This is a genomic window from Sphingobacterium siyangense, assembly GCF_023277505.1.
GTDB classification, from domain to species: Bacteria; Bacteroidota; Bacteroidia; order Sphingobacteriales; family Sphingobacteriaceae; genus Sphingobacterium; species Sphingobacterium siyangense.
The window spans coordinates 3,987,766-4,007,628 of record NZ_CP080574.1; the positions used below are offsets into that span (position 1 = coordinate 3,987,766).

11 protein-coding genes and 1 tRNA gene are annotated in these 19,863 nt (G+C 40.3%); 2 read left to right on the plus strand and 10 right to left on the minus strand.

Features of this window, described 5'->3' with window-relative positions; all coding sequences use genetic code 11:
* Nucleotides 1–23 precede the first annotated feature (23 nt).
* The 10 genes from K2F45_RS16755 to K2F45_RS16800 all read right to left on the minus strand — a co-directional run bounded on the left by K2F45_RS16755 (nucleotide 24) and on the right by K2F45_RS16800 (nucleotide 14,519).
* Entirely contained in the window at nucleotides 24–1,475 is a 1,452-nt protein-coding gene (locus K2F45_RS16755; RefSeq protein ID WP_075993173.1) for a bifunctional 2-methylcitrate dehydratase/aconitate hydratase, read from the minus strand.
* Nucleotides 1,476–1,598: 123 nt separating this feature from the next.
* Nucleotides 1,599–2,750, minus strand: a complete 1,152-nt coding sequence (gene prpC / locus K2F45_RS16760; protein WP_075994858.1) for a bifunctional 2-methylcitrate synthase/citrate synthase — start codon at nucleotides 2,748–2,750, stop codon at nucleotides 1,599–1,601.
* A gap of 10 nt (nucleotides 2,751–2,760) precedes the next feature.
* Nucleotides 2,761–3,636 (minus strand): methylisocitrate lyase, encoded by an 876-nt coding sequence (prpB, locus tag K2F45_RS16765; protein ID WP_075993174.1) that lies wholly within the window; start codon nucleotides 3,634–3,636, stop codon nucleotides 2,761–2,763.
* A 433-nt stretch (nucleotides 3,637–4,069) separates the two neighbouring features.
* A complete protein-coding gene (locus K2F45_RS16770; protein WP_075993175.1) occupies nucleotides 4,070–5,581 on the minus strand; it encodes a SusD/RagB family nutrient-binding outer membrane lipoprotein in 1,512 nt (503 codons plus the stop codon).
* 46 nt (nucleotides 5,582–5,627) lie between these two features.
* A complete protein-coding gene (locus K2F45_RS16775; RefSeq protein WP_075993176.1) occupies nucleotides 5,628–8,861 on the minus strand; it encodes a SusC/RagA family TonB-linked outer membrane protein in 3,234 nt (1,077 codons plus the stop codon).
* Nucleotides 8,862–9,132: 271 nt separating this feature from the next.
* Nucleotides 9,133–9,756: a peptide chain release factor H gene (prfH, locus tag K2F45_RS16780; protein WP_075993177.1), complete on the minus strand. Its 624-nt coding sequence runs from the start codon at nucleotides 9,754–9,756 to the stop codon at nucleotides 9,133–9,135.
* A 4-nt stretch (nucleotides 9,757–9,760) separates the two neighbouring features.
* Nucleotides 9,761–11,152, minus strand: a complete 1,392-nt coding sequence (locus K2F45_RS16785) for an RtcB family protein (protein WP_075993178.1) — start codon at nucleotides 11,150–11,152, stop codon at nucleotides 9,761–9,763.
* A gap of 523 nt (nucleotides 11,153–11,675) precedes the next feature.
* The gene (locus tag K2F45_RS16790; RefSeq protein ID WP_075993179.1) at nucleotides 11,676–12,989 is read right to left on the minus strand and encodes a PDZ domain-containing protein; all 1,314 of its coding nucleotides are present in this window, start codon (nucleotides 12,987–12,989) and stop codon (nucleotides 11,676–11,678) included.
* A gap of 598 nt (nucleotides 12,990–13,587) precedes the next feature.
* Nucleotides 13,588–13,667 (minus strand) — tRNA-Leu (locus K2F45_RS16795).
* Between the two features lie 114 nt (nucleotides 13,668–13,781).
* Nucleotides 13,782–14,519: an SIMPL domain-containing protein gene (locus K2F45_RS16800; RefSeq protein ID WP_075993180.1), complete on the minus strand. Its 738-nt coding sequence runs from the start codon at nucleotides 14,517–14,519 to the stop codon at nucleotides 13,782–13,784.
* Between the two features lie 94 nt (nucleotides 14,520–14,613).
* Between K2F45_RS16800 and K2F45_RS16805 the strand changes: the two genes are divergently transcribed.
* Both K2F45_RS16805 and K2F45_RS16810 read left to right on the plus strand, forming a co-directional pair.
* Nucleotides 14,614–17,433 (plus strand): S9 family peptidase, encoded by a 2,820-nt coding sequence (locus K2F45_RS16805; protein WP_075993181.1) that lies wholly within the window; start codon nucleotides 14,614–14,616, stop codon nucleotides 17,431–17,433.
* A gap of 175 nt (nucleotides 17,434–17,608) precedes the next feature.
* Nucleotides 17,609–19,798 carry a glutamine synthetase III family protein gene (locus tag K2F45_RS16810; protein ID WP_075993182.1) on the plus strand — a complete coding sequence of 730 codons (2,190 nt, stop codon included), beginning with the start codon at nucleotides 17,609–17,611 and terminating at the stop codon, nucleotides 19,796–19,798.
* Nucleotides 19,799–19,863 lie beyond the last annotated feature (65 nt).

The following is a 19,863-nucleotide window of genomic DNA, read 5'->3' on the forward strand; positions in this document are numbered from 1 at the left end:
ATCACCCCGTCCTCTCTATATCATTAGCGTACAAACAGATCCATCAGCTGCGAGACATCCTGTTCGAGAAAAGTATCGTAGTCCAAAGTAGCTGTAAGTATTTCCTTTTGCTGTTTTTCAGAAAATACCCGAGCAAGATTTGTTTTGTATTTTTCGATTAATTTAGGAATTCCCTCTGCCCTCCTTCTTGGATGGCCTATCGGATATTCAACGACCAATTCAGGCAATATTGTACCGTCAACCAGTTCAATTGTCAAAGCATTTGATATGGCACGTTTCTGTGGGTCGTGATAATCAGCGGTGAATTGAGCATCTTCCACGCAGGAGATCTTATCGCGCAGTATATCAATTCTTGGATCCGAAGCGATATGATTTTCATAGTCATCAGCCGTCAAACGTCCAAAGATTAGAGGCACAGCAACCATATATTGGATACAATGATCGCGGTCGGCAGGATTATGCAAAGGCCCCTTTTTATCAATAATCCGGATAGCAGCTTCATGTGTACGAATGGTTACACGGGCGATATCTGAACTGCTTTTTCCAAATTCTTTCAGTTGTTGATTGAGCTGCATTGCCGCTTCGGCAGCTGTCTGTGCATGGAATTCTGCGGGAAATGAAATTTTGAAGAGAATATTTTCCATCACATAAGATCCATATCCTCGCTGAAACTTAAATGGATTCCCCTTAAAAGACACATCATAAAATCCCCATATTGGTGCTGTCAAAACAGATGGATAGCCCATTTCTCCAGTTTTTGCGATCAAGGCCAATCGGACAGCACGCGAAGTTGCATCGCCGGCTGCCCATGATTTTCGGCTACCGGTATTTGGCGCATGCCGATAAGTCCGTAAGGCTTGTCCATCAACAAAAGCCAAAGAAACCGCGTTGAGCAGCTCTTCTCTTGTGAGGCCAATGAGCCTACCTACGACCGCTGTTGAAGCTACCTTCACCAAAATAACATGGTCTAGCCCCACTTTATTAAACGAGTTTTCAAGTGCTAAGACACCTTGTATCTCATGGGCCATAATCATTGCCTCAAGAACCGTCCTAGCTTTCAGCGGTTTTTGCCCGTTCGCAATATTCGTTCGGCTCAACCAATCTGCCACTGCTAAAATTCCCCCTAGATTATCGGATGGATGTCCCCATTCTGCTGCCAGCCAGGTATCATTAAAATCCAACCATCGAACAATCGTGCCGATATTGAATGCTGCCTGAACGGGATCCAATTGAAAATCTGTACCCGGCACCCGAGCACCGTTCGGCACAATGGTCCCGGCCACAACTGGCCCCAACAATTTGGTGCAGGCAGGATAGGTCAATGCTTCCAAGCCGCAGCCAATGGTGTCAAGAAAACAGTAAAAGGCCGTATTCCAAGCGACTTTTTCCTCAATTTTATAATTTAGGACATAGTCCACAATGTCCACTAAAACCTGATCTGGTTGTGGTCTTTCATTTGATATTGCTGAACTCATTCGTGTATTTCGTATAAGACTCTCGTTCTATTTATTAATATAATTCGTTTTTTCCTGCGCTAAATTCTTCCTCAGAGCCCCCTGTTCAAAAAGCACCTTTTAACGCCTTTTCCCGACCCGAATTTACCGTTCGGAAAGAGGTACAAACGGTCTGTCATCGGGACCAACATAGTTTGCACTCGGCCGGATAATTTTTCCATCTTGACGCTGTTCGAAAACATGCGCTGACCAGCCAGTAGTACGCGAGAGAACAAATAATGGCGTAAACATCTCCGTTGGAATGCCCATAATATGATAGGACACCGCAGAATACCAGTCCAGGTTCGGAAACATTTTCTTTTCTTCCCACATGACTTTTTCTAACCGCTCAGCGATCAGGTAGAGCGTCATGTCGCCCGCTTCTTCCGACAGCTCTTTTGCGACTTGTTTTATCACTTGATTTCTTGGATCCGAGATTGTGTATACAGGATGGCCAAAACCAATAATGACTTCTTTGTTTGCCAATCGCTTCCGGATATCCGCTTCCGCCTCATCAGCATTTGCATAACGACTCTGAATTTCGAAAGCGACCTCATTAGCTCCGCCATGCTTAGGTCCACGTAGCGCACCTATTGCGCCAGCGATGCAGGAATACATATCTGATCCTGTACCGGCAATTACCCGAGCTGTAAATGTAGATGCATTAAACTCATGTTCGGCATATAAATTGAGTGAAATCTGCATCGCTCTTACCCAAGAAGACGACGGCGATTTTCCGTGTAGCAGATGCAAAAAATGCCCGCCCAACGTTGCATCTGATGTCTCTACCTGCACCTCACGTCCATGCTGACTAAAATGATACCAGTACAAGAGTGCTGAGGCCATCGAAGCCATCAGGCGAGTTGCAATGTCACGGGCACCAGCAATGGGATGACTGTCTTTCTCGGGCGAAACACTGCCGAAAAAAGAAACATAAGTCCGTAAAACATCCATGGCATGTGCCGTCGATGGCAACTGCTTGAGGACCTGTTGAACAGTAATAGGCAGACCACGTTGACTGATCAGCTGACTTTGATAAGTGACGAGCTGGGCCTGTGTTGGTAGACTTCCATAAATAAGTAAATAAGCGACCTCTTCAAAACTTGCCTGATGCGCCAGATCTAAAATATCATAACCCCTATAATGCAGATCATTACCACTTTTTCCGACAGTGCTCAAAGCCGTATTACCAGCTGCTACACCAGAGAGTGCTACACTTTTTTTGGGCTTAAAACCTGTGCTGTTTGTCTCTTCCATCTGAATATAATTATTTGTTAAACAATTGATCCAATCGATTTTCATAGGCATAATAATCAATACTTCTGTATAACTCTTCTCTCGTCTGCATGTCGTCGATTACATTAACCTGCCCGCCGTCTTCCCGAATATGACGATAAACAGTTGTAGCCGCTTTATTAGCGGCGCGGAAAGCAGAGAGTGGGTAAAGAACAATAGAAACATCGGCTTGACGTAGTTCATTCAGGCTAAACAACGGTGTTTGTCCAAATTCGGTGATATTCGCCAAAATGGGAAGGCCAGTTGCTGCACTAAATTGAACGTATTGCTCCAGATGATGTACTGCTTCAGCAAAAATAAAGTCCGCTCCAGCTTCTTTATAAGCCACCGCTCTTTCCAAAGCAAGTTCAAGGCCTTCAGAAGCAAGTGCATCCGTACGTGCACCAATGGCAAAATGCTCGTCCGTTCGTGCATCCACGGCCGCCTTTAGGCGGTCAACCATTTCAGATCGCGAGACGAGCTCTTTCCCAGGCCGGTGACCACAACGTTTAGCCCCCACCTGATCCTCCATGTGAACTGCCGCCGCGCCCACTTTAATTAAAGACTTTATTGTACGTGCCACATTGAATGCCGAAGGACCGAAGCCAGTATCAATATCCACCAGCAAGGGTAGTTTACACACATTTGTTATGCGATCCACATCAATCAAAACATCCTGAAGTGTTGTAATCCCAAGATCTGGAATTCCAAGTGAACCTGCTGCAACACCGCCTCCAGAAAGATAAATAGCTTTAAAACCAGCCTGCTCAGCCAAAAGCGCATGATTAGCATTAATCGCTCCAACAATTTGTAATGGTTTTTCATTCTTGATCGCTTCCTTAAAAAGGAAGCCCGGGGATTTTATCATAATATCGAATTTGAAATTCCAAGCCCTATAACCTCCTTTAGATGCAGGTTACAGCGACTACTTAAGTTTACTTAGTCTGAAGGAATTCTTTTGAGGCCCTTCCTCTTAAAGATACTAATTATCACCGCAATAAAACAAATTATTTTCTACATTAAAGGTCAATGACAGAAGAAAATACGGTAATAGCCCCTATTAATTATAAATAAATTATTTCAGTGGTAAAGCTTCCCCTCAGTCTGCTAAATGGCCTTACAACCGTGTACTATTTTTTCTAAGGGAGGATACATGATCAATTAAAAAGCCTCAGCTTTTGATGTTGAGGCTCTATCCGAAATGTTAACAGGACTCCTTGCTACAAAGGGTAGCAAAATGTTATCTAAACGAGTAAAAAAAAGCGGGATCTTTCGATACCCGCTCAATAAAGCATTTTAAACTAGTTTTTACCGTTATTTTTAGCCCACCATAAGCGTTTTCCCCAGTTATAATCCACAGTCCCTTGTGCAGCGGCTGTAACGTTATCCTTGTTATATAGGTATTCATTATTCGGATAAGGCAGTCGAAATGGTTGATCTGTATGTGGAGTTGCTGAATTTTGAATTTTTGAAGGATAGTTGGTGCTAGGAATTCCCGTCCTTCTATACAAACTCCAGGCTTCAAAATTTTCTTTAAATAAAGCGACCCACATATCCCAATAGATACGATCCTTTGTTCCATCAAATTTTCCCGCTCCGGCTAGATAAGCATTCACAGCTGATTCAGCAACCTCATTATCTTCCATAGAAAGCCTAACGGCTGTTTCATAGGCTGCTTTAGCCGTAATTCCAACATTATAACCCAATAATGCGGCTTCCGCCAACATATAATAAGTTTCACAGGCTTTATAAAAAGGTACTGCCCCAGCAGGATTATTGATGTAATGTAATCCAATCCATGAAATTGACGTTGATGGCGAAGGATTGGTTAACGAACCATTAACAAATCCAACATATTTACCGGCATTATTTTTCTGAGCGATCGACTCAATCCGAGGGTCGTTCGTTTCCGTTAAATGATTGATAAAAATATCGAACATTCCCCAGTTATTGATGCGTTTACCGTAAATACCAGACTCATACCAAGGCTCCATATAGGGCAGTGTTCCAGGGAAAAACATTTGACAACTTTCCGAATTGGTTTCAATGATTGGATATTTCGTCTTATTTCCAGCAATTTCTTCAATCGTAGATTTAGCCAAAGCCGGGGCAACAGAAGAAATACGTATTGCCATCCGTAAGCGCAGCGAATTACAAAACTTCTGCCACCTTAACATTTGTGTTTTTACATCTGGACTACCACTATTAGCCTGTCCATAGATCACGTCATAGTTACCAACATCATCCGTTCCAATACCAGCTGCCAACTCATCAGCAATGGATTTAAGATCCGCCAATACTGCAGGAAAAACGTCCTCCTGTTTATCGTATTTGGCTTTCAATACCGAACCATCTTCTGGCCGACCTTTAAATGCCTCTGAATATGGAATATCACCCCATCCGTCCAATAAATAGGACCACATATAGTTATTCCAAATTCTTGCTATAGCCCTAGTATTTTTATACCCTTCAGCTTTATCATCTGTCTTTTTAAGCAAGTCTTTCATTTGGGTGATATTATAATAACAAGCGGCCCAACGATTGCCATAAGTATTATTTGTCGGAATCAATCCACTCAGGTTATCGGGATATTGAATTTTGACAATATATCCAGCAAATGTACCATAACCATCAACGTCGCCACCAAATTGGTCTCCAGCATTTCGCATCACGTTGACCAACATATTTTGTGGTGGAACATCATTTAATGCATCCGGATCGGTATTAATTTTCTCAAAATTCTTGGTACAACCTGTCACCAAAAGAACGGCTAATAAAGGCGTGTATTTTAATTTTTTAATAAAAGTATTCATAATCATAATTTTTTGAGGGTTCTATATCTTAAACTCTATCTGTCGATTAAAATGTAAAACCAAGTTTAAGACCTATACTTCTTGAGTTTGGAACACTGGCTTGCTCAAATCCTACACCTCTAGAATCGCTAGATACACCTCCGCCTTCCGGATCTAATCGCATCGTATTCGATTTATGCACCCAAAGCAACGCTAAATTGGTTCCTGTAACAGAGATATTAGCACGCTTAATCCCTTTTATTTTACTATACAAATGTTTGGGTAAATTATAAGAAATATAGGCCTCTCTTAATTTCAGAAAAGAACCATCAAAAACATACATTTCGGCAATGCCTCCATTTTCATACCAGTCTTGTGCTGAAGTCTCAATGGTATTTGCAACCCAGCCTCCTTTTCCGTCCGACATTGCAAACCTTTCGTTTTTCATCACGTCACGACCGGCAAGAATAGCACGTTCACGAATGCCATCTGCAGCAGTAATTTCCGCTATACCCGTCGCATAACCATGGGACATTGTTTGTGACCAAATATCTCCCCCCTTACGGAAATCGAGCATAAAGCCGAATCTAAAATCTTTAAAGGTGAAGTCATTACGCATCGAAGCCAAGAAGTCCGGCACAGCATTACCAATCACTTGACCATCAAGTGGTGTAGAAACCAGACCGTTGGAACCCACTTTAATAGCACCTTTCATCGGTCCATCTGTTACACGATCATAACCTGGCCCTACCAAACTACCCCAAGGATGCCCAACAGAAGCCATATTGGAAATACCCCAAGTCCAACCCTGCCTCAAATCATCCAAGCCTAATTCCGGGTAAAGTTCTATAATCTTATTTTTATCTTTTGAAAAGTTGACAGTCGTTGTCCAATTTAACCCATCTTCACGCTTCAGGATATCACCGCGTAATTGAACTTCAATCCCCTTGCTCCGAATTTCTCCGGCATTTAAGAAGATACTGCTAAACCCAACCACATTGGAGGTAGGTACAGAAAGTAATTGTTTTTTATTTACTTTTTGATAATAGGTAAGGTCCAAATGAAGACGGTCTTTGAATAAACCCAGCTCAGTACCAATTTCATAAGAAGTAATGGCTTCAGGTTCTAGGCCTTCAATCGCATAGACCATGCTTTTATACATTTGCGCCAGGTTATTATAAGCGTCTGTTTGTGCATAATAATAGTTTCCATTTTGATAAGGTTGTGTAGCGTTACCCACTTTCACCAGATTAAATCGCATTTTCCAAAAATTCAAATAATCACTTTTCAGACCTTCAAATGAAGCTGTTGGGATCCAGCTTAAACTTGCCGAAGGATAGAAAAAGGATTTCTTTAACGTTGAAGACCAGTCGTTCCGTGCGGTCAAATCTAAATACAATTGATCTTTCCAGCCCAAATTAGCCTGTCCATATACCGAATTGGAGCGGCCTTTTGAATGGTCCATAAAGGTGTAAGCATCACCAATTTTATTCGAAATGGTATAGACACCCAATACATTTAATCCTTTTGCGCCTATTGTATTTGTTTCAAATTGATAATCCCGGTAGTTGGCACCCAAAATACCGCTTAAACTCAGATCGCCAAATTGTTTATTAAAATTTGCAATAAAATCTGCATTAAAATCAGAATTGCTATTTTTTATTTCATTGAACTTACCATCTTGGTTATCAAAGTTAAAATACGTCGTTTCAAACATATGGGTATTATAGTAATCCAATCCTACACGCCCCTCGAATTTTAAAAAATCAAAAGGTTGATAATATAAGGAGGTCTTACCGAAAACACGATTCATCTTCATTGCATTGCGCGATTCGTGCATCGTATAAAAAGGATTCATATGGTAAGCGGAATTCCAATTGTAATAGGTATAATTCCCTTGTGCATCTTTTTGATCCCAATTTTTTTTCAGGTCCTGCATATCCACCTGACGGCCAAACCAGATCAGGCCATTCATTGGATTGGCAGCATCATATCCCTGCGTGACCAAATTGTTACTTTCTGTACGCGTAAAATTACTCATGATATCATAAGATACTTTATCACTGACCTTATATTCATTGTTCAGCTGCGCGGTATATTTTTTCTGATCTGTATTGGGAACCGTTCCCTTTTGATCCCTAAAGGAAATAGATGCGCGTGTAGACGATCGATCTGATTTGGAAAGTAATGAAACATTATGGTTTTGAGAAAAACCGGTTTGAAAGAACTCTCTAACATTGTTTTTATGTGAATTCCATGGGGTTGCCTGGCGTACACCATTCACAACCGGACTGTTAAACTGTGGTATCAACAAGCCAATGTCCATGCGAGGACCCCAAGATTCATCGATATTATCATTAACCCCAATGTTTCCTGTACCATCAACATAACTGAATGAATTCTGCGTTACATAATCCTGATAGGATAGATTTCCGCCAAATTTCTTAAAACTGTATTCATCCCCACGTGATCCCTGACCGTATAAATTTTGGTACTTCGGTAAATTGGCCGCCCTGTCGATGGAAAAATTTCCGTCGTACGAAATCTGCACTCCGTTTTCGGCGCGTTTTCCAGATTTTGTCGTAATCATAATAACGCCTGTACCAGCACGCATACCATATAATGCTGCAGCCCCACCTTTCAGTACGTTGATGCTTTCGATATCATCTGGATTAATGTCGTTTAAACCCGAACCGTAATCCACCCCAGTATACGTATTATCACCACTACGCTGAGAATTATTTGTAATAGGAATACCGTCCACTACAATAAGCGGCTGCTGATTTGCCTGCAACGATGTATTTCCACGAATTGAAATACGCGCTGAAGAACCTATCGCTCCACCAAATTGGTTCACCTGTACACCTGCAACTTTACCCGCCAATGCTCCTGTTAGGCTATGTTGCCCGGCATCTGTCAATTCTTTCGCTTTGACCTCCTGCGTGGCATAACCCAGGGATTTTTTCTCTCTTGTGATACCTAATGCGGTAACCACGACTTCATCTAAATTCTCTGCTGAAGATTCTAATGTAACGTTTAAATTCGTTTGATTATTCAGTTGAAACTGCTTGGATTTGTAACCAACTGCAGTGACATTTAAAACTCCTCCACCTGTATATGTTAATGAAAATCCACCATCAATTCCTGTCTGCGTGCCGGCACCGCCTCGAATGGTTACCGATACTCCCGGTATTGGTTTGCCGTCCTGATCCAACACTTTGCCTTTAAGTGCTGTTTGGGCATAAAGCGCAGAACATACTAGTATATTGGATGCTAGTATTGCAATACTTCTTTTGTTCATAAGCTAGTCTCTGTTAGTTAGTTTAAAATGCTTTTATAAAATCTAATTTATGCAAATGTTAAAACAGAGCTCGCTATGATATTGACCAATATTACCCATATTTTAACCTCAAATGTTAAAATATTACAACCTCCAAACAATAAACCCATATCACCCAGCTTGAACAAACAAACCACAAGCACCTATTAAACAAGACAATACCACTAAAAAAACAAACCCTTGCCAACATATTGACAAGGGTTTTCGCTTCAGTAAAAACAATACAAATTACTTAATTTTCAATAAATTTCTGTCCAACAAAGACCCGTTTCGCCTGTCCCCGCGTCACCTCGATTTGGTTTTTCCATTTTTCTTCTTTGGCTGTATTTAACTCAACACTTTCCAAATCCCGCAGACGTGCAGCCAAGCGCAGCATTGCGATCTCTTTATTCTGCAATTGTGATCTCGTATCCATCACCTGAACACTTATCCCTGTCGGAGCATGCGTCGCTCTAACGCCAGAACTTACTTTATTGACATGCTGTCCACCTGCACCGCTACTTCGCATCGTTTGGAAATTTACATCCTTCACATCCAACACCTTTTTCTTTTCACCCGGATGATACGTTTTAACTTCGACAAACCAATTCTTCCGTTTGTGTAAAGGACGAAAAGGGCTTTTACACACCCAACAGATTGTACCAATCCAATGATCAATCAATTGATCCATATCTTTTCCTCTCAATCTGACGATTAACGAACAAGGAAGTCCATCCACTTCTTCTTTTTCTATTTCCGTGACCTCAACTCCTACTCTACTACATTCAGAAGAGATTCTGTCGACTACCAACCTAACGGCCATATTACATTCCTTAGGACCTCGTCCCGAAGAAATTTGTAAATACCTTTCATTCATAACCTTATTTGTCCATACGTACAATCTTCGGACTGAACGTTCCGAGAACAGTTACCAACTCCTGCTGTAATTTCATCACCCGATGAATATCTTTATATGCACGGGGTGATTCATCCAATGCGCCGCCAATCAATTCCACACCATGTGCATCCAGATCTTTCAGCATAGCGCTTTTTGTCAAATTATTTTTGCAGGCAGATCTCGACATGACACGCCCCGCTCCATGGGAAGCAGACTGTAAACTTAAGGGGTTTCCCGTTCCCTCCACAATGAACCCTGGTGCTGTCATCGAGCCGGGAATCACCCCCAGCACGCCCTTGCCTGCAGGTGTTGCTCCCTTCCGATGAACGATGCATTCCTCCCCATTCACAAATTCCTTCCATGCGAAATTATGATGATTTTCGATCGTTACCACGGGATTACCGCCAAGTGCTTTCGCCAAACGTCGGTGGATGTCTGCATGACAGGCCTGGGCATACTCTCCAGCCAAATTCATTGCCATCCAGTATTCTTGTCCTTCTTGGCCTGCTAAATCTAACCAGGCCAAATGTTGGACATGACGCGGTAATGGACATTGTTGTGCTGCAAGACTTGTGTAATGCTTAGCGATATTCGCCCCCAAACCTCGAGAGCCACTATGGGATAAAATCCCCAAGTACTGTCCTGGATTTATCCCCCATTCCTCCCGCACGGTTTGAAGCTCAACAATGCCCAATTCGACAAAGTGATTTCCACTACCAGAAGTCCCAAATTGTCTGTAAGCTTTACCCAACAGGGATTTTAATAGTGGGATTTCCTGAAATTCAGTTCTACTGAAAACAACATGGTCATGCTTATCACGATGTGTGTCATTTAAACCAAATTTGGTATTTTCCTTCAATATATTTTTCAGTTGGAATTCCCTTCCTTTGAAATAACTGCCTGGTAAATCGAATATCGACAGGCTCATCCGACAACCAATATCTACGCCTACACCATACGGTATAACGGCATTTTCTGTGGCCAGTACTCCGCCGATGGGAAGTCCGTACCCTGTATGTGCATCCGGCATCAGTGCACCTTGCCTTGAAATAGGCAATCTCAGTGCATCATACAACTGTCTTTTTGCCTGCTCATCAATTTCATTTTCACCAAATATGCTAAATGGAGCACAATGTGAATGAAGCTCCTGCATGCGTACTTCAACAGGTTTAACAAGTCCTTCAGAGACCTTTCCCCATATTTTATGCCCCATAAATCGCTCCGGAGCTTCTATCAATTCAGTAAGTTCAAGAAGAATGTTTTCTTTATTTTCCTTCTTTCGATACCTTGTGATCAGCCCTAAAGCTGTATTAACTATATTATTTTGTGGAAAACCTATTTTTACTAGATCTTTTCCCGCTAATTTACTTCCCATTTTTATAAAAAATATAAATAATTAGCCATCAATTTCCTCTTGGAAATCGGCAGCCTTTTTGAAAAAATTTCGGGAATATTCTTTTGGGGATTACGATTCTATTAAGCATTTTTTCTTAATGCACAGTCAATTACTCCTATAGAGTCGAACGCACCTGTTTTTCAAAAACGCTGCAGCCCTGAAGAGCTTTGAATAGCTAAATAGAAACGAAAATCCGGAAAATTAAAAAGCCCGAATGAACTTCGGCTTTTTCATCTGTATAAATTGGTTTTTCAAAAGAAGTAAAGCGACCTGATTATTCACTCCAGCGGATTGAACAGACACGATGCGCTCCTATTTCGAAGAATATCTTAAATAGGACGAAAAGCACGAAGATTGCTTTCGGCAAATCCATTTGCCTTAAAAGCTTGCTGTGTTATTATTCTAGCGACCAACATATCTTTTCGTGTATAAATTATTAAAATAGTATTATCAAGTGCAAATATAAGCAAGTTCAGTTTAAAATGGAAAAATTCGCAAAAATTTAATCCGAGTTAAATGGAAGCGGATCCTTTAACACAAATTTAAAATCGAGTGTTTTCTCGCCTCTGGTCACTCGAAAATGCATTTCCTTTCCCTCTTCTGATTTAAAAAGATTGTGAATTGACTCCAGGGAAAATGACGATGCAGCTCTACCATTGATCCGTACAACCTTATCTCCAGGCATTAGTCCTGCGATTGCCGCAGGCGAAGCATCACGAACGGTCGCAATTTTGTACATATTTCGAAGTACAAAGCGATACTGTACGCTGCTACCCATTCTTACCTCTGTACCACCATCTTTTTGCAAAACGACAGGTATTTCTTCTTTTTCGTATTTAATGCCATCATGTATAATCTCCAAGCCACTCATATTCAAATAATAAAAGCGGTCAAAATCTTTATTCTTATGAAGATATATCGACTTGTTGGGATAATCAAATACGACTTTAAATCGGCGCAACAACTCGTTGCCAATGGAACCTATCCTACCACTTACAAATGTTGCATGCTGTAACGAGCTCAGCTCAGGATATGCCACAAGCGGGTAATTCATTGTAAATGGCCCAAGTTCGAGCGATCGGATTCGATTTCTCTTTCCATAAATCTCACCGTTAAACCCCTGCCCTATGTAGTCATCGATAAATGGGGGTTTAATATCAAAATTGTTTAATTTAGAAGGAATAAGCATCAAAGCATCGCTATTTCCCATATCGATCAATACACGACCATCAATAGAAACATCCCCCTGTTTAAAAGCAACCGAAGTATAGGGACGACTATTTAAAATATCCAGCGGCAAACGCTGCATCTTGTCAAGTCCCTTGGGCCGGTTCGCCTTGGCATATAAGGTAATACGATGTTTTTGAAAATCCATTTCCATCATTTGGTTTTCAAAAAAGCGACTTCCCATAATTCCATTAACTTCCACGCCTATCCGGGTAGAGATATCAATATGCGCATTTTGAAGAATATAGATCGGTTGGTCTAAATCTTCATATACCCCAGCAATATTCACCTGATTATGTATGGATAAATAGCCATCCAACCCCTCTTCCCTGCCCAGTCCCTGAAATTTATTAACAAAAACAGCGCTATCAATTGACTTTAATGTTTCGCCAAATATCATGGTTTCTTTAACCCCCGTATCCAACAGGAAGTTCATCATATATCCATTTACCTGTACAGGTATAATCACCAGGTTATGTACGAAAAGAAAAGGAATTTTAACATTCTTTTTTCCGTTTAAGACAAACCCCACTTGCCCATGAGTAATGAAAAAACACAGCAGTGCCAGCGATAAAAAAACTGTTTTCATCCAAGTTTATATTTGGTATTTCCAATTTAAACAAGAATATTCAGATTAAAGAACGTTTATAAAAAAAAGCCCATTTCTTATTGCCATTTCGACGGTAGTTAATTTATCCTTCTTATCTACAAGTCTGGTTCAAGATTACACCTACTTTACCGTTTCTGTGCTATTTCTTTGCTGTTTTATTGCTGTTTTATTGTTAAAATACCAAAGAAACACCAAAGAAACGGCAAACGAATACCGAGGAAGGTCTAATGAAAGTAGCTACAATAAGCGAAGAAACACCAAAGAACAAGCAATAGCTGCAGCAACTTAGAATCAAGTAGTGACCAAATTAGATCTTAAGACAGTGCTTATTCAGTGCTTGCTCAGTGCTCGTTCAGTGATTGTTCAGTGATCATTCAGTGCAAATTGAATAAGCACTGAATGATCACTGTCTAAAGATTGATTGAAAATTGTTATTAGATATAAATTGATATTAGGATGTATCTGTTTTAGTACCTACCTTGATTAGTTATAATCCGGAACTTGAGGCAATCTTCAGGTCAGATGCAGCATAGGCGCACAAAAAAAGCCTCTTTACAGTAAGTAAAGAGGCTTTTAGTACCCGGAGCCGGAGTCGAACCGGCACGGTTTCCCACTGGTGTTTGAGACCAGCGCGTCTACCAATTCCGCCATCCGGGCATATCCGTTTGGGATGATGCAAAAGTAGGTTTTTTATTGAAAAGGAGAAAACTTTTTGAACAAATTTTCAATGAAAACCAATATAGAACTGAAATTCAGTCGAATAATTTTTCATTAGTTACTCAAAAAACTTGCTTTAACCGTGATATTAGCTGTTTTTTTTCTCGAGCTTGTATTAAATGCACCGCCAGAAGAGTACTCTTCATTGTCGTTTTGTCCTGTTATCTGAAAAATTCCGAGATCGGCCTTTACCAGATTACCTAATCCGGCATTCGATTCCTTTGCAATATTGTCTGCACGTTGATGTGCATTTTTTGAAGCCTGTGAAATAAGTTCCAATTTCAGATCCTCTAGCTTGGAGTAATAATAATTGGGGGTGCTGGAGCTAAGTTCTATCCCTTTGGAAATTAATGTCGATATTTCTCGTGAGGCATTGTCCACTTTATTTAAGTCTTTTGATTCGACACTTACGGCCTGCGATAAGGTATAACCGGAAAAAGTATTATAACCATTCCCCTTTCCATCTGTATGATATTCGAAATCTTTGGCAATATTAACGGCCTCGAAACGGATCTCGTCGGCTTTAACCCCCTGTTGTACTAAAAAATCCCGCACCAAATCACGATCAGTGGCCAATTGTGCTGAAGCGGCACTCAATTCATAATTCTTTCGGCTAAAAGTAGCACTCCATTTGACTAGATCGGATTCGAAATCTTTTTTGGCATTACCATTAACAGTGATTGTCTGCGTCGATTTAAACTTATAGCGATAAGCTGTACCCAATATCCAGGTGCCAAGCAGGAGCACAGCGCCCATTATAATCGAAATAATAACAGCGGATGATGATTTCATAACCAGTTTTTTATGTTTACGTAACAATGAATATACCAAAAAATCGATGTTTATTTATTTTTTATGAATAAATTGCGACAAAAAGGTTTAAAATATGAATAAGAAAAGTATCTGTATTCCATTTTGTTTTCTGGCAGCATTCGCTGCCCATGCACAAAAGAAACCATTGGATCATACGGTATATGATAGTTGGCAAAGCGTATCATCGCCCTATATCAGTAAATCGGGAAAATTTGTCCTGTTCCAGGTCGTACCACAAGAAGGCGATAATCAGCTTTTTCTCAAAACCAAAGAAAACAAAGAACTCATTCAAATTCCCCGCGGATATAATGGAAAACTGACAGATACTGAAAACCATCTGCTAAGTTTGGTAAAAGCGCCATTTGCCGTAACCCGCGAAGCCAAAATCAAAAAGAAGAAAGCCGAAGAACTCCCAAAAGATTCATTGGCGATCTACAATTTAACGACTTCATCCCTTGTCAAATTTGCGCAGGTAAAATCCTACAAAATTGCCGATCAAAACAACAATTTCGTTTCTTTTCTTTTCGACAAGGAAATAAATGAAAAATCTGAAACAAAGACGGCCACTGATGCCCCATCAGCAAAGAAAAGCAGCGATAAAAAGAAAAAAACGGTTGCCACTCTTGCTTTATATGATTTAAATTCTGGTGATTCGGTACAATTTTCATCCGTAGACCAATACGAATGGAATAAAAACGGATCAAAAATTGTTTTTTCAAAAAAAACAGATTCTAAAGATAGCCTGTCAAAAGATTCTGGAGTCTACCTCTACGAAATAGCAACTAAAAAGCTTAAAAAGATATCAAATGGAAAAGGCAATTATAAAAATTTCAAATTTGATGAATCAGGCAACCAGCTCGCTTACCTAGGGGATCTCTCCAATGAAAAGGCATTGCTGAAAAATTATAATTTATATTACTATTCAAATGGTATAGATACAGCCCAATATCTCGCAACAAAAACCAGCAATGGTATACCTAAAAACTGGGCCGTTAGCGGGGATGGGGATATCCGTTTCAGCAAAAATGGAGAGAAGTTATTTTTCGGCATAGCACCAATACCGCGTGTCAAAGACACCACTTTGGTTGATTTTGAGCATGCTAAAGTAGACGTTTGGAACTGGCAAGACGATTATTTACAACCCATGCAGTTGGTAAATTTAAAGAAAGACCTTGCAAGAAACTTCTTAGCGGTCACTTACCCCAAATACAATCGTAACATTATCCCCCTAACGGACCAAACATTCAACTCCACCGCACTTACACCGGACGGAAATGAAGAGTATATCTTAGCGCGTACTGATTTTGGCAAGCGCATCGCAAGCCAATGGGAAGGTAGAACAAGAGATGACATCTATCTGGTTTCGACAAAAACAGGAAATAAAGAGTTAATCCTTTCAGACTTTTCGGGAAATGCAATCTTAAGTCCTGACGCAAAATACATCGTATATTTCGACCAAGATAAAGGAACCTGGAATTCCTATCAGGTTAGTTCAAAGAAAAAAACAGTTCTAAATGACGGTATACCGGCGTCCTTTGCCGACGAGGAAAATGATATGCCTACCTCAGCACAAGGATACGGCATGACGGCGTGGAGCCCAGACTTTAAAGGGATTTACGTCAATTCGAGATATGATATCTGGTATTTTAACTTGGACGGATCCAACAAATCCATCTTGACAAACGGCTATGGAGCTGCTTCCCAGACAACTTTCCGCTACTTGCCTTTAAAAAGAGAAGAGGATCGCGAACAAGCCACAACACTCGACTATAAAAAGGGTGGTTTTCTAACGTCTTTTGACAATAAAACCAAAGAGTCTGGTTTCTACCAGTTCAAGGGACAACATAACGATCCTAAACGTCTTTTGGTAGAGGCAAAAACGTTCAAGAATATCAGCTCATCAGCAGATCAACAGACGATACTGTACAGTAAAGAGGATTATATGAATTCACCTAATATATATACCAATACCATTAAGTTCAAAGACGAATTACAGCTATCCAATATTAACCCCCAACAGGCTAATTACAATTGGGGTACAGCGGAGCTTGTTCACTGGACAACGCCTGAAGGAAATCAGGCTGAGGGAATTCTTTATAAACCAGAAAATTTTGATCCTGCAAAAAAATATCCCATTATAGCTTATTTCTATGAAAAGCTTTCCGATGGATTATATACATATCAACCTCCTGCTCCTACGCCATCACGTTTGAACATCCCCTATTTTGTAAGTAACGAATACCTTGTATTTGCACCAAATATAAGCTACAAAACAGGTCACCCTGGTCAATCAGCTGAAGAATACATCAATTCGGGGATGAGATACCTCGCTCAGAATGCATGGGTTGATAGTACGAAGATGGGAATACAAGGTCAAAGTTGGGGCGGCTATCAAGTTGCTCACCTCATTACACGGACCAATATGTATGCTGCAGCTTGGACTGGTGCTCCTGTTGTCAACATGACATCTGCCTATGGCGGAATACGCTGGCAGACCGGTATGTCGCGTCAATTCCAATACGAACATACACAAAGCCGCATCGGAAAAACCCTATGGGAAGCTCCGGAACTGTACATCGAAAACTCACCTTTATTCCATTTGGATAAAGTTAAAACTCCCGTTGTCATTATGGCCAATGACAATGATGGGGCCGTACCATGGTATCAAGGCATTGAAATGTTTACTGCATTGCGCCGATTAAACAAACCTGTATGGATGCTGAATTATAATGGTGATGAACATAACCTCATGCTGCGACAAAACCGCAAGGATATACAAATTCGCGAGCAGCAGTTCTTCGATCATTTCCTAAAAGGTGCCCCCGCTCCTGCTTGGATGAAGAAAGGAGTACCTGCCACCGAAAAAGGAATAGACTGGGGATTCGAATTATAACACAAAACAATAAAAAAGGTGTGATTTATAGAAATCACACCTTTTTTATTAGCCAAAAACCATAATTTTTGAATTATTTCACAAAAAACATCAAAAAAAATTTCAGTTTTCAATAAAAACACAATATTTTTGAAAAACAAAATCAACAAAACTGTAATTTAACTACAAAATACAAATGTCGAACCTAAGATTCAAAGCAGTAGAAGCAGCAGGCTCACGCCAAATTGCTTCATTTGAAAAAGTTGAAACTAAAAAAGCAACTGACATCTACGGAAAGAATGTTTTTTCCGTAAACAAAATGAAAGACTACCTTCCTAAAAATTCATACAAGGAGTTAGTTGCATCCATTGAAGAGGGACAGATTATTTCAAGAGATTTGGCTGAACACATTTCACAGGCCATGAAAACTTGGGCACTTAACCACGGCGTTTCTCACTACACACACTGGTTTCAACCGCTGACAGGTTCGACTGCTGAAAAACACGATGCTTTTTTTGAGCCAGATGAAAACGGTGAAGCCATTGAAAAGTTTACAGCTGACGCACTGGTTCAACAAGAGCCTGATGCATCTTCTTTCCCAAATGGCGGTATCCGTAACACGTTCGAAGCTAGAGGTTATACAGCTTGGGATCCATCTTCTCCTGCCTTCATTTACGAAACAGGCGCTGGTAAAACATTATGTATTCCAACAGTTTTTGTTTCCTATACGGGTGAATCATTAGACTATAAAGCTCCTTTATTGAAAGCGATCAACGCTGTAGATAAAGCGGCAACAGATGTTGCTCAATATTTTGATAAATCGGTCACTAAAGTAAATGCTTCTCTTGGTATTGAACAGGAGTATTTCTTGGTTGACCTTTCCTTATATAATGCTCGTCCAGATCTTCAGTTAACTGGCCGTACGTTATTTGGCCACATGTCGGCAAAAGGCCAACAATTGGAAGACCACTATTTTGGTGCAATTCCAGAGCGCGTATTAGCTTACATGGTGGATTTGGAAAATGAAGCGTTAAAATTAGGCATTCCTTTAAAGACTCGTCACAACGAAGTTGCACCTTCTCAATTTGAATGTGCTCCAATGTACGAAGAAATCAACTTGGCTATCGATCACAACCAATTGTTGATGAATCTCATGGAACAAGTTGCTTTAAGACACAACTTCAAAGTATTGTTGCATGAAAAACCATACTCCGGTGTCAACGGATCTGGTAAACACAACAACTGGTCTTTAATCACAAATACCGGTGTAAATTTATTATCTCCTGGAAAAACGCCTAAAAACAATTTGATGTTCTTGACTTTCTTTGTCAATACCATTAAAGCTGTTTATGAATATGCTGATTTGATGCGCGCTTCTATTGCTAGTGCAAGCAACGATCACCGCCTAGGCGCAAATGAGGCTCCGCCAGCAATTATTTCGATTTTCTTAGGCTCTCAATTGGATGAGCTTTTAGAAGAAGTTGAATCTGCTCGTGTTGCTAAAAAAGTAAAAGCAGAGGCAAACTTATGGCATGGTATTCCTAAGGTTCCTGAATTGAAATTGGACAATACAGACCGGAACCGTACTTCGCCATTTGCTTTTACAGGTAACAAGTTTGAGTTCCGCGCTGTTGGTTCTTCTGCAAACTCTGCTTTACCGATGACCGTATTGAATGCAATCGTTGCAGCACAATTGATCGAGTTCAAAACGGAAGTAGATAAACAAATCAAAAAAGGCATTAAAAAGGATCTTGCGATCTTAAATGTTGTCCGCAAATACATCAAAGATTCAAAAGCAATCCGTTTCGAAGGCAATGGATATAGCGAAGAGTGGGAAAAAGAAGCTGAGGCACGTGGTCTTTCTAACATCAAATCTACACCTAAAGCATTAGATGTTTATGTAAAAGAAGAATCTTTAGCCCTGTTTGAATCACTAGGTATTTATACTAAACGTGAATCAGAAGCTCGCCACGAAATCTTGCTTGAAAACTTCTATAAAAAATTACAAATTGAGGCACGTGTCATCGAAGAGATGGTTAATAACCAAATTGCTCCTGCATGTTTCATTTATCAAAACGAATTGATTGAAAATGTCAAAGGATTAAAAGACCTTGGTCTAGCGCAGGCAGCATTCAGCTCTCAATTGAACTTTGTAGAACGTATTTCAACACACGTAAATACCATCCTAGAGCAGGCGGAAGCAATGCGTCAGGAACGTAAAAAAGCAAACCAAATTGATGACGTACGTGAAAGATCAATCGCTTACGATGAATCGGTTAAACCATATTTCGATGTGATCCGTTATCATGTCAACAAATTGGAGAAAATTGTTGATGACAAAAAATGGCCTCTTCCAAAATTGAGAGAGATCTTATTTTTAAGTTAAGATAACTTCTCTAAAACAAAAAGAGCCTGCGATACCGCAGGCTCTTTTTGTTTTAGGGAAACGTT

Excerpts from the sequence above, each read along its gene's own strand:
- K2F45_RS16755 (WP_075993173.1), bottom strand. The coding sequence starts at position 1,475 with ATGAGTTCAGCAATATCAAATGAAAGACCACAACCAGATCAGGTTTTA.
- prpC (WP_075994858.1), bottom strand. The coding sequence starts at position 2,750 with ATGGAAGAGACAAACAGCACAGGTTTTAAGCCCAAAAAAAGTGTAGCA.
- prpB (WP_075993174.1), bottom strand. The coding sequence starts at position 3,636 with ATGATAAAATCCCCGGGCTTCCTTTTTAAGGAAGCGATCAAGAATGAA.
- K2F45_RS16770 (WP_075993175.1), bottom strand. The coding sequence starts at position 5,581 with ATGAATACTTTTATTAAAAAATTAAAATACACGCCTTTATTAGCCGTT.
- K2F45_RS16775 (WP_075993176.1), bottom strand. The coding sequence starts at position 8,861 with ATGAACAAAAGAAGTATTGCAATACTAGCATCCAATATACTAGTATGT.
- prfH (WP_075993177.1), bottom strand. The coding sequence starts at position 9,756 with ATGAATGAAAGGTATTTACAAATTTCTTCGGGACGAGGTCCTAAGGAA.
- K2F45_RS16785 (WP_075993178.1), bottom strand. The coding sequence starts at position 11,152 with ATGGGAAGTAAATTAGCGGGAAAAGATCTAGTAAAAATAGGTTTTCCA.
- K2F45_RS16790 (WP_075993179.1), bottom strand. The coding sequence starts at position 12,989 with ATGAAAACAGTTTTTTTATCGCTGGCACTGCTGTGTTTTTTCATTACT.
- K2F45_RS16800 (WP_075993180.1), bottom strand. The coding sequence starts at position 14,519 with ATGAAATCATCATCCGCTGTTATTATTTCGATTATAATGGGCGCTGTG.
- K2F45_RS16805 (WP_075993181.1), top strand. The coding sequence starts at position 14,614 with ATGAATAAGAAAAGTATCTGTATTCCATTTTGTTTTCTGGCAGCATTC.
- K2F45_RS16810 (WP_075993182.1), top strand. The coding sequence starts at position 17,609 with ATGTCGAACCTAAGATTCAAAGCAGTAGAAGCAGCAGGCTCACGCCAA.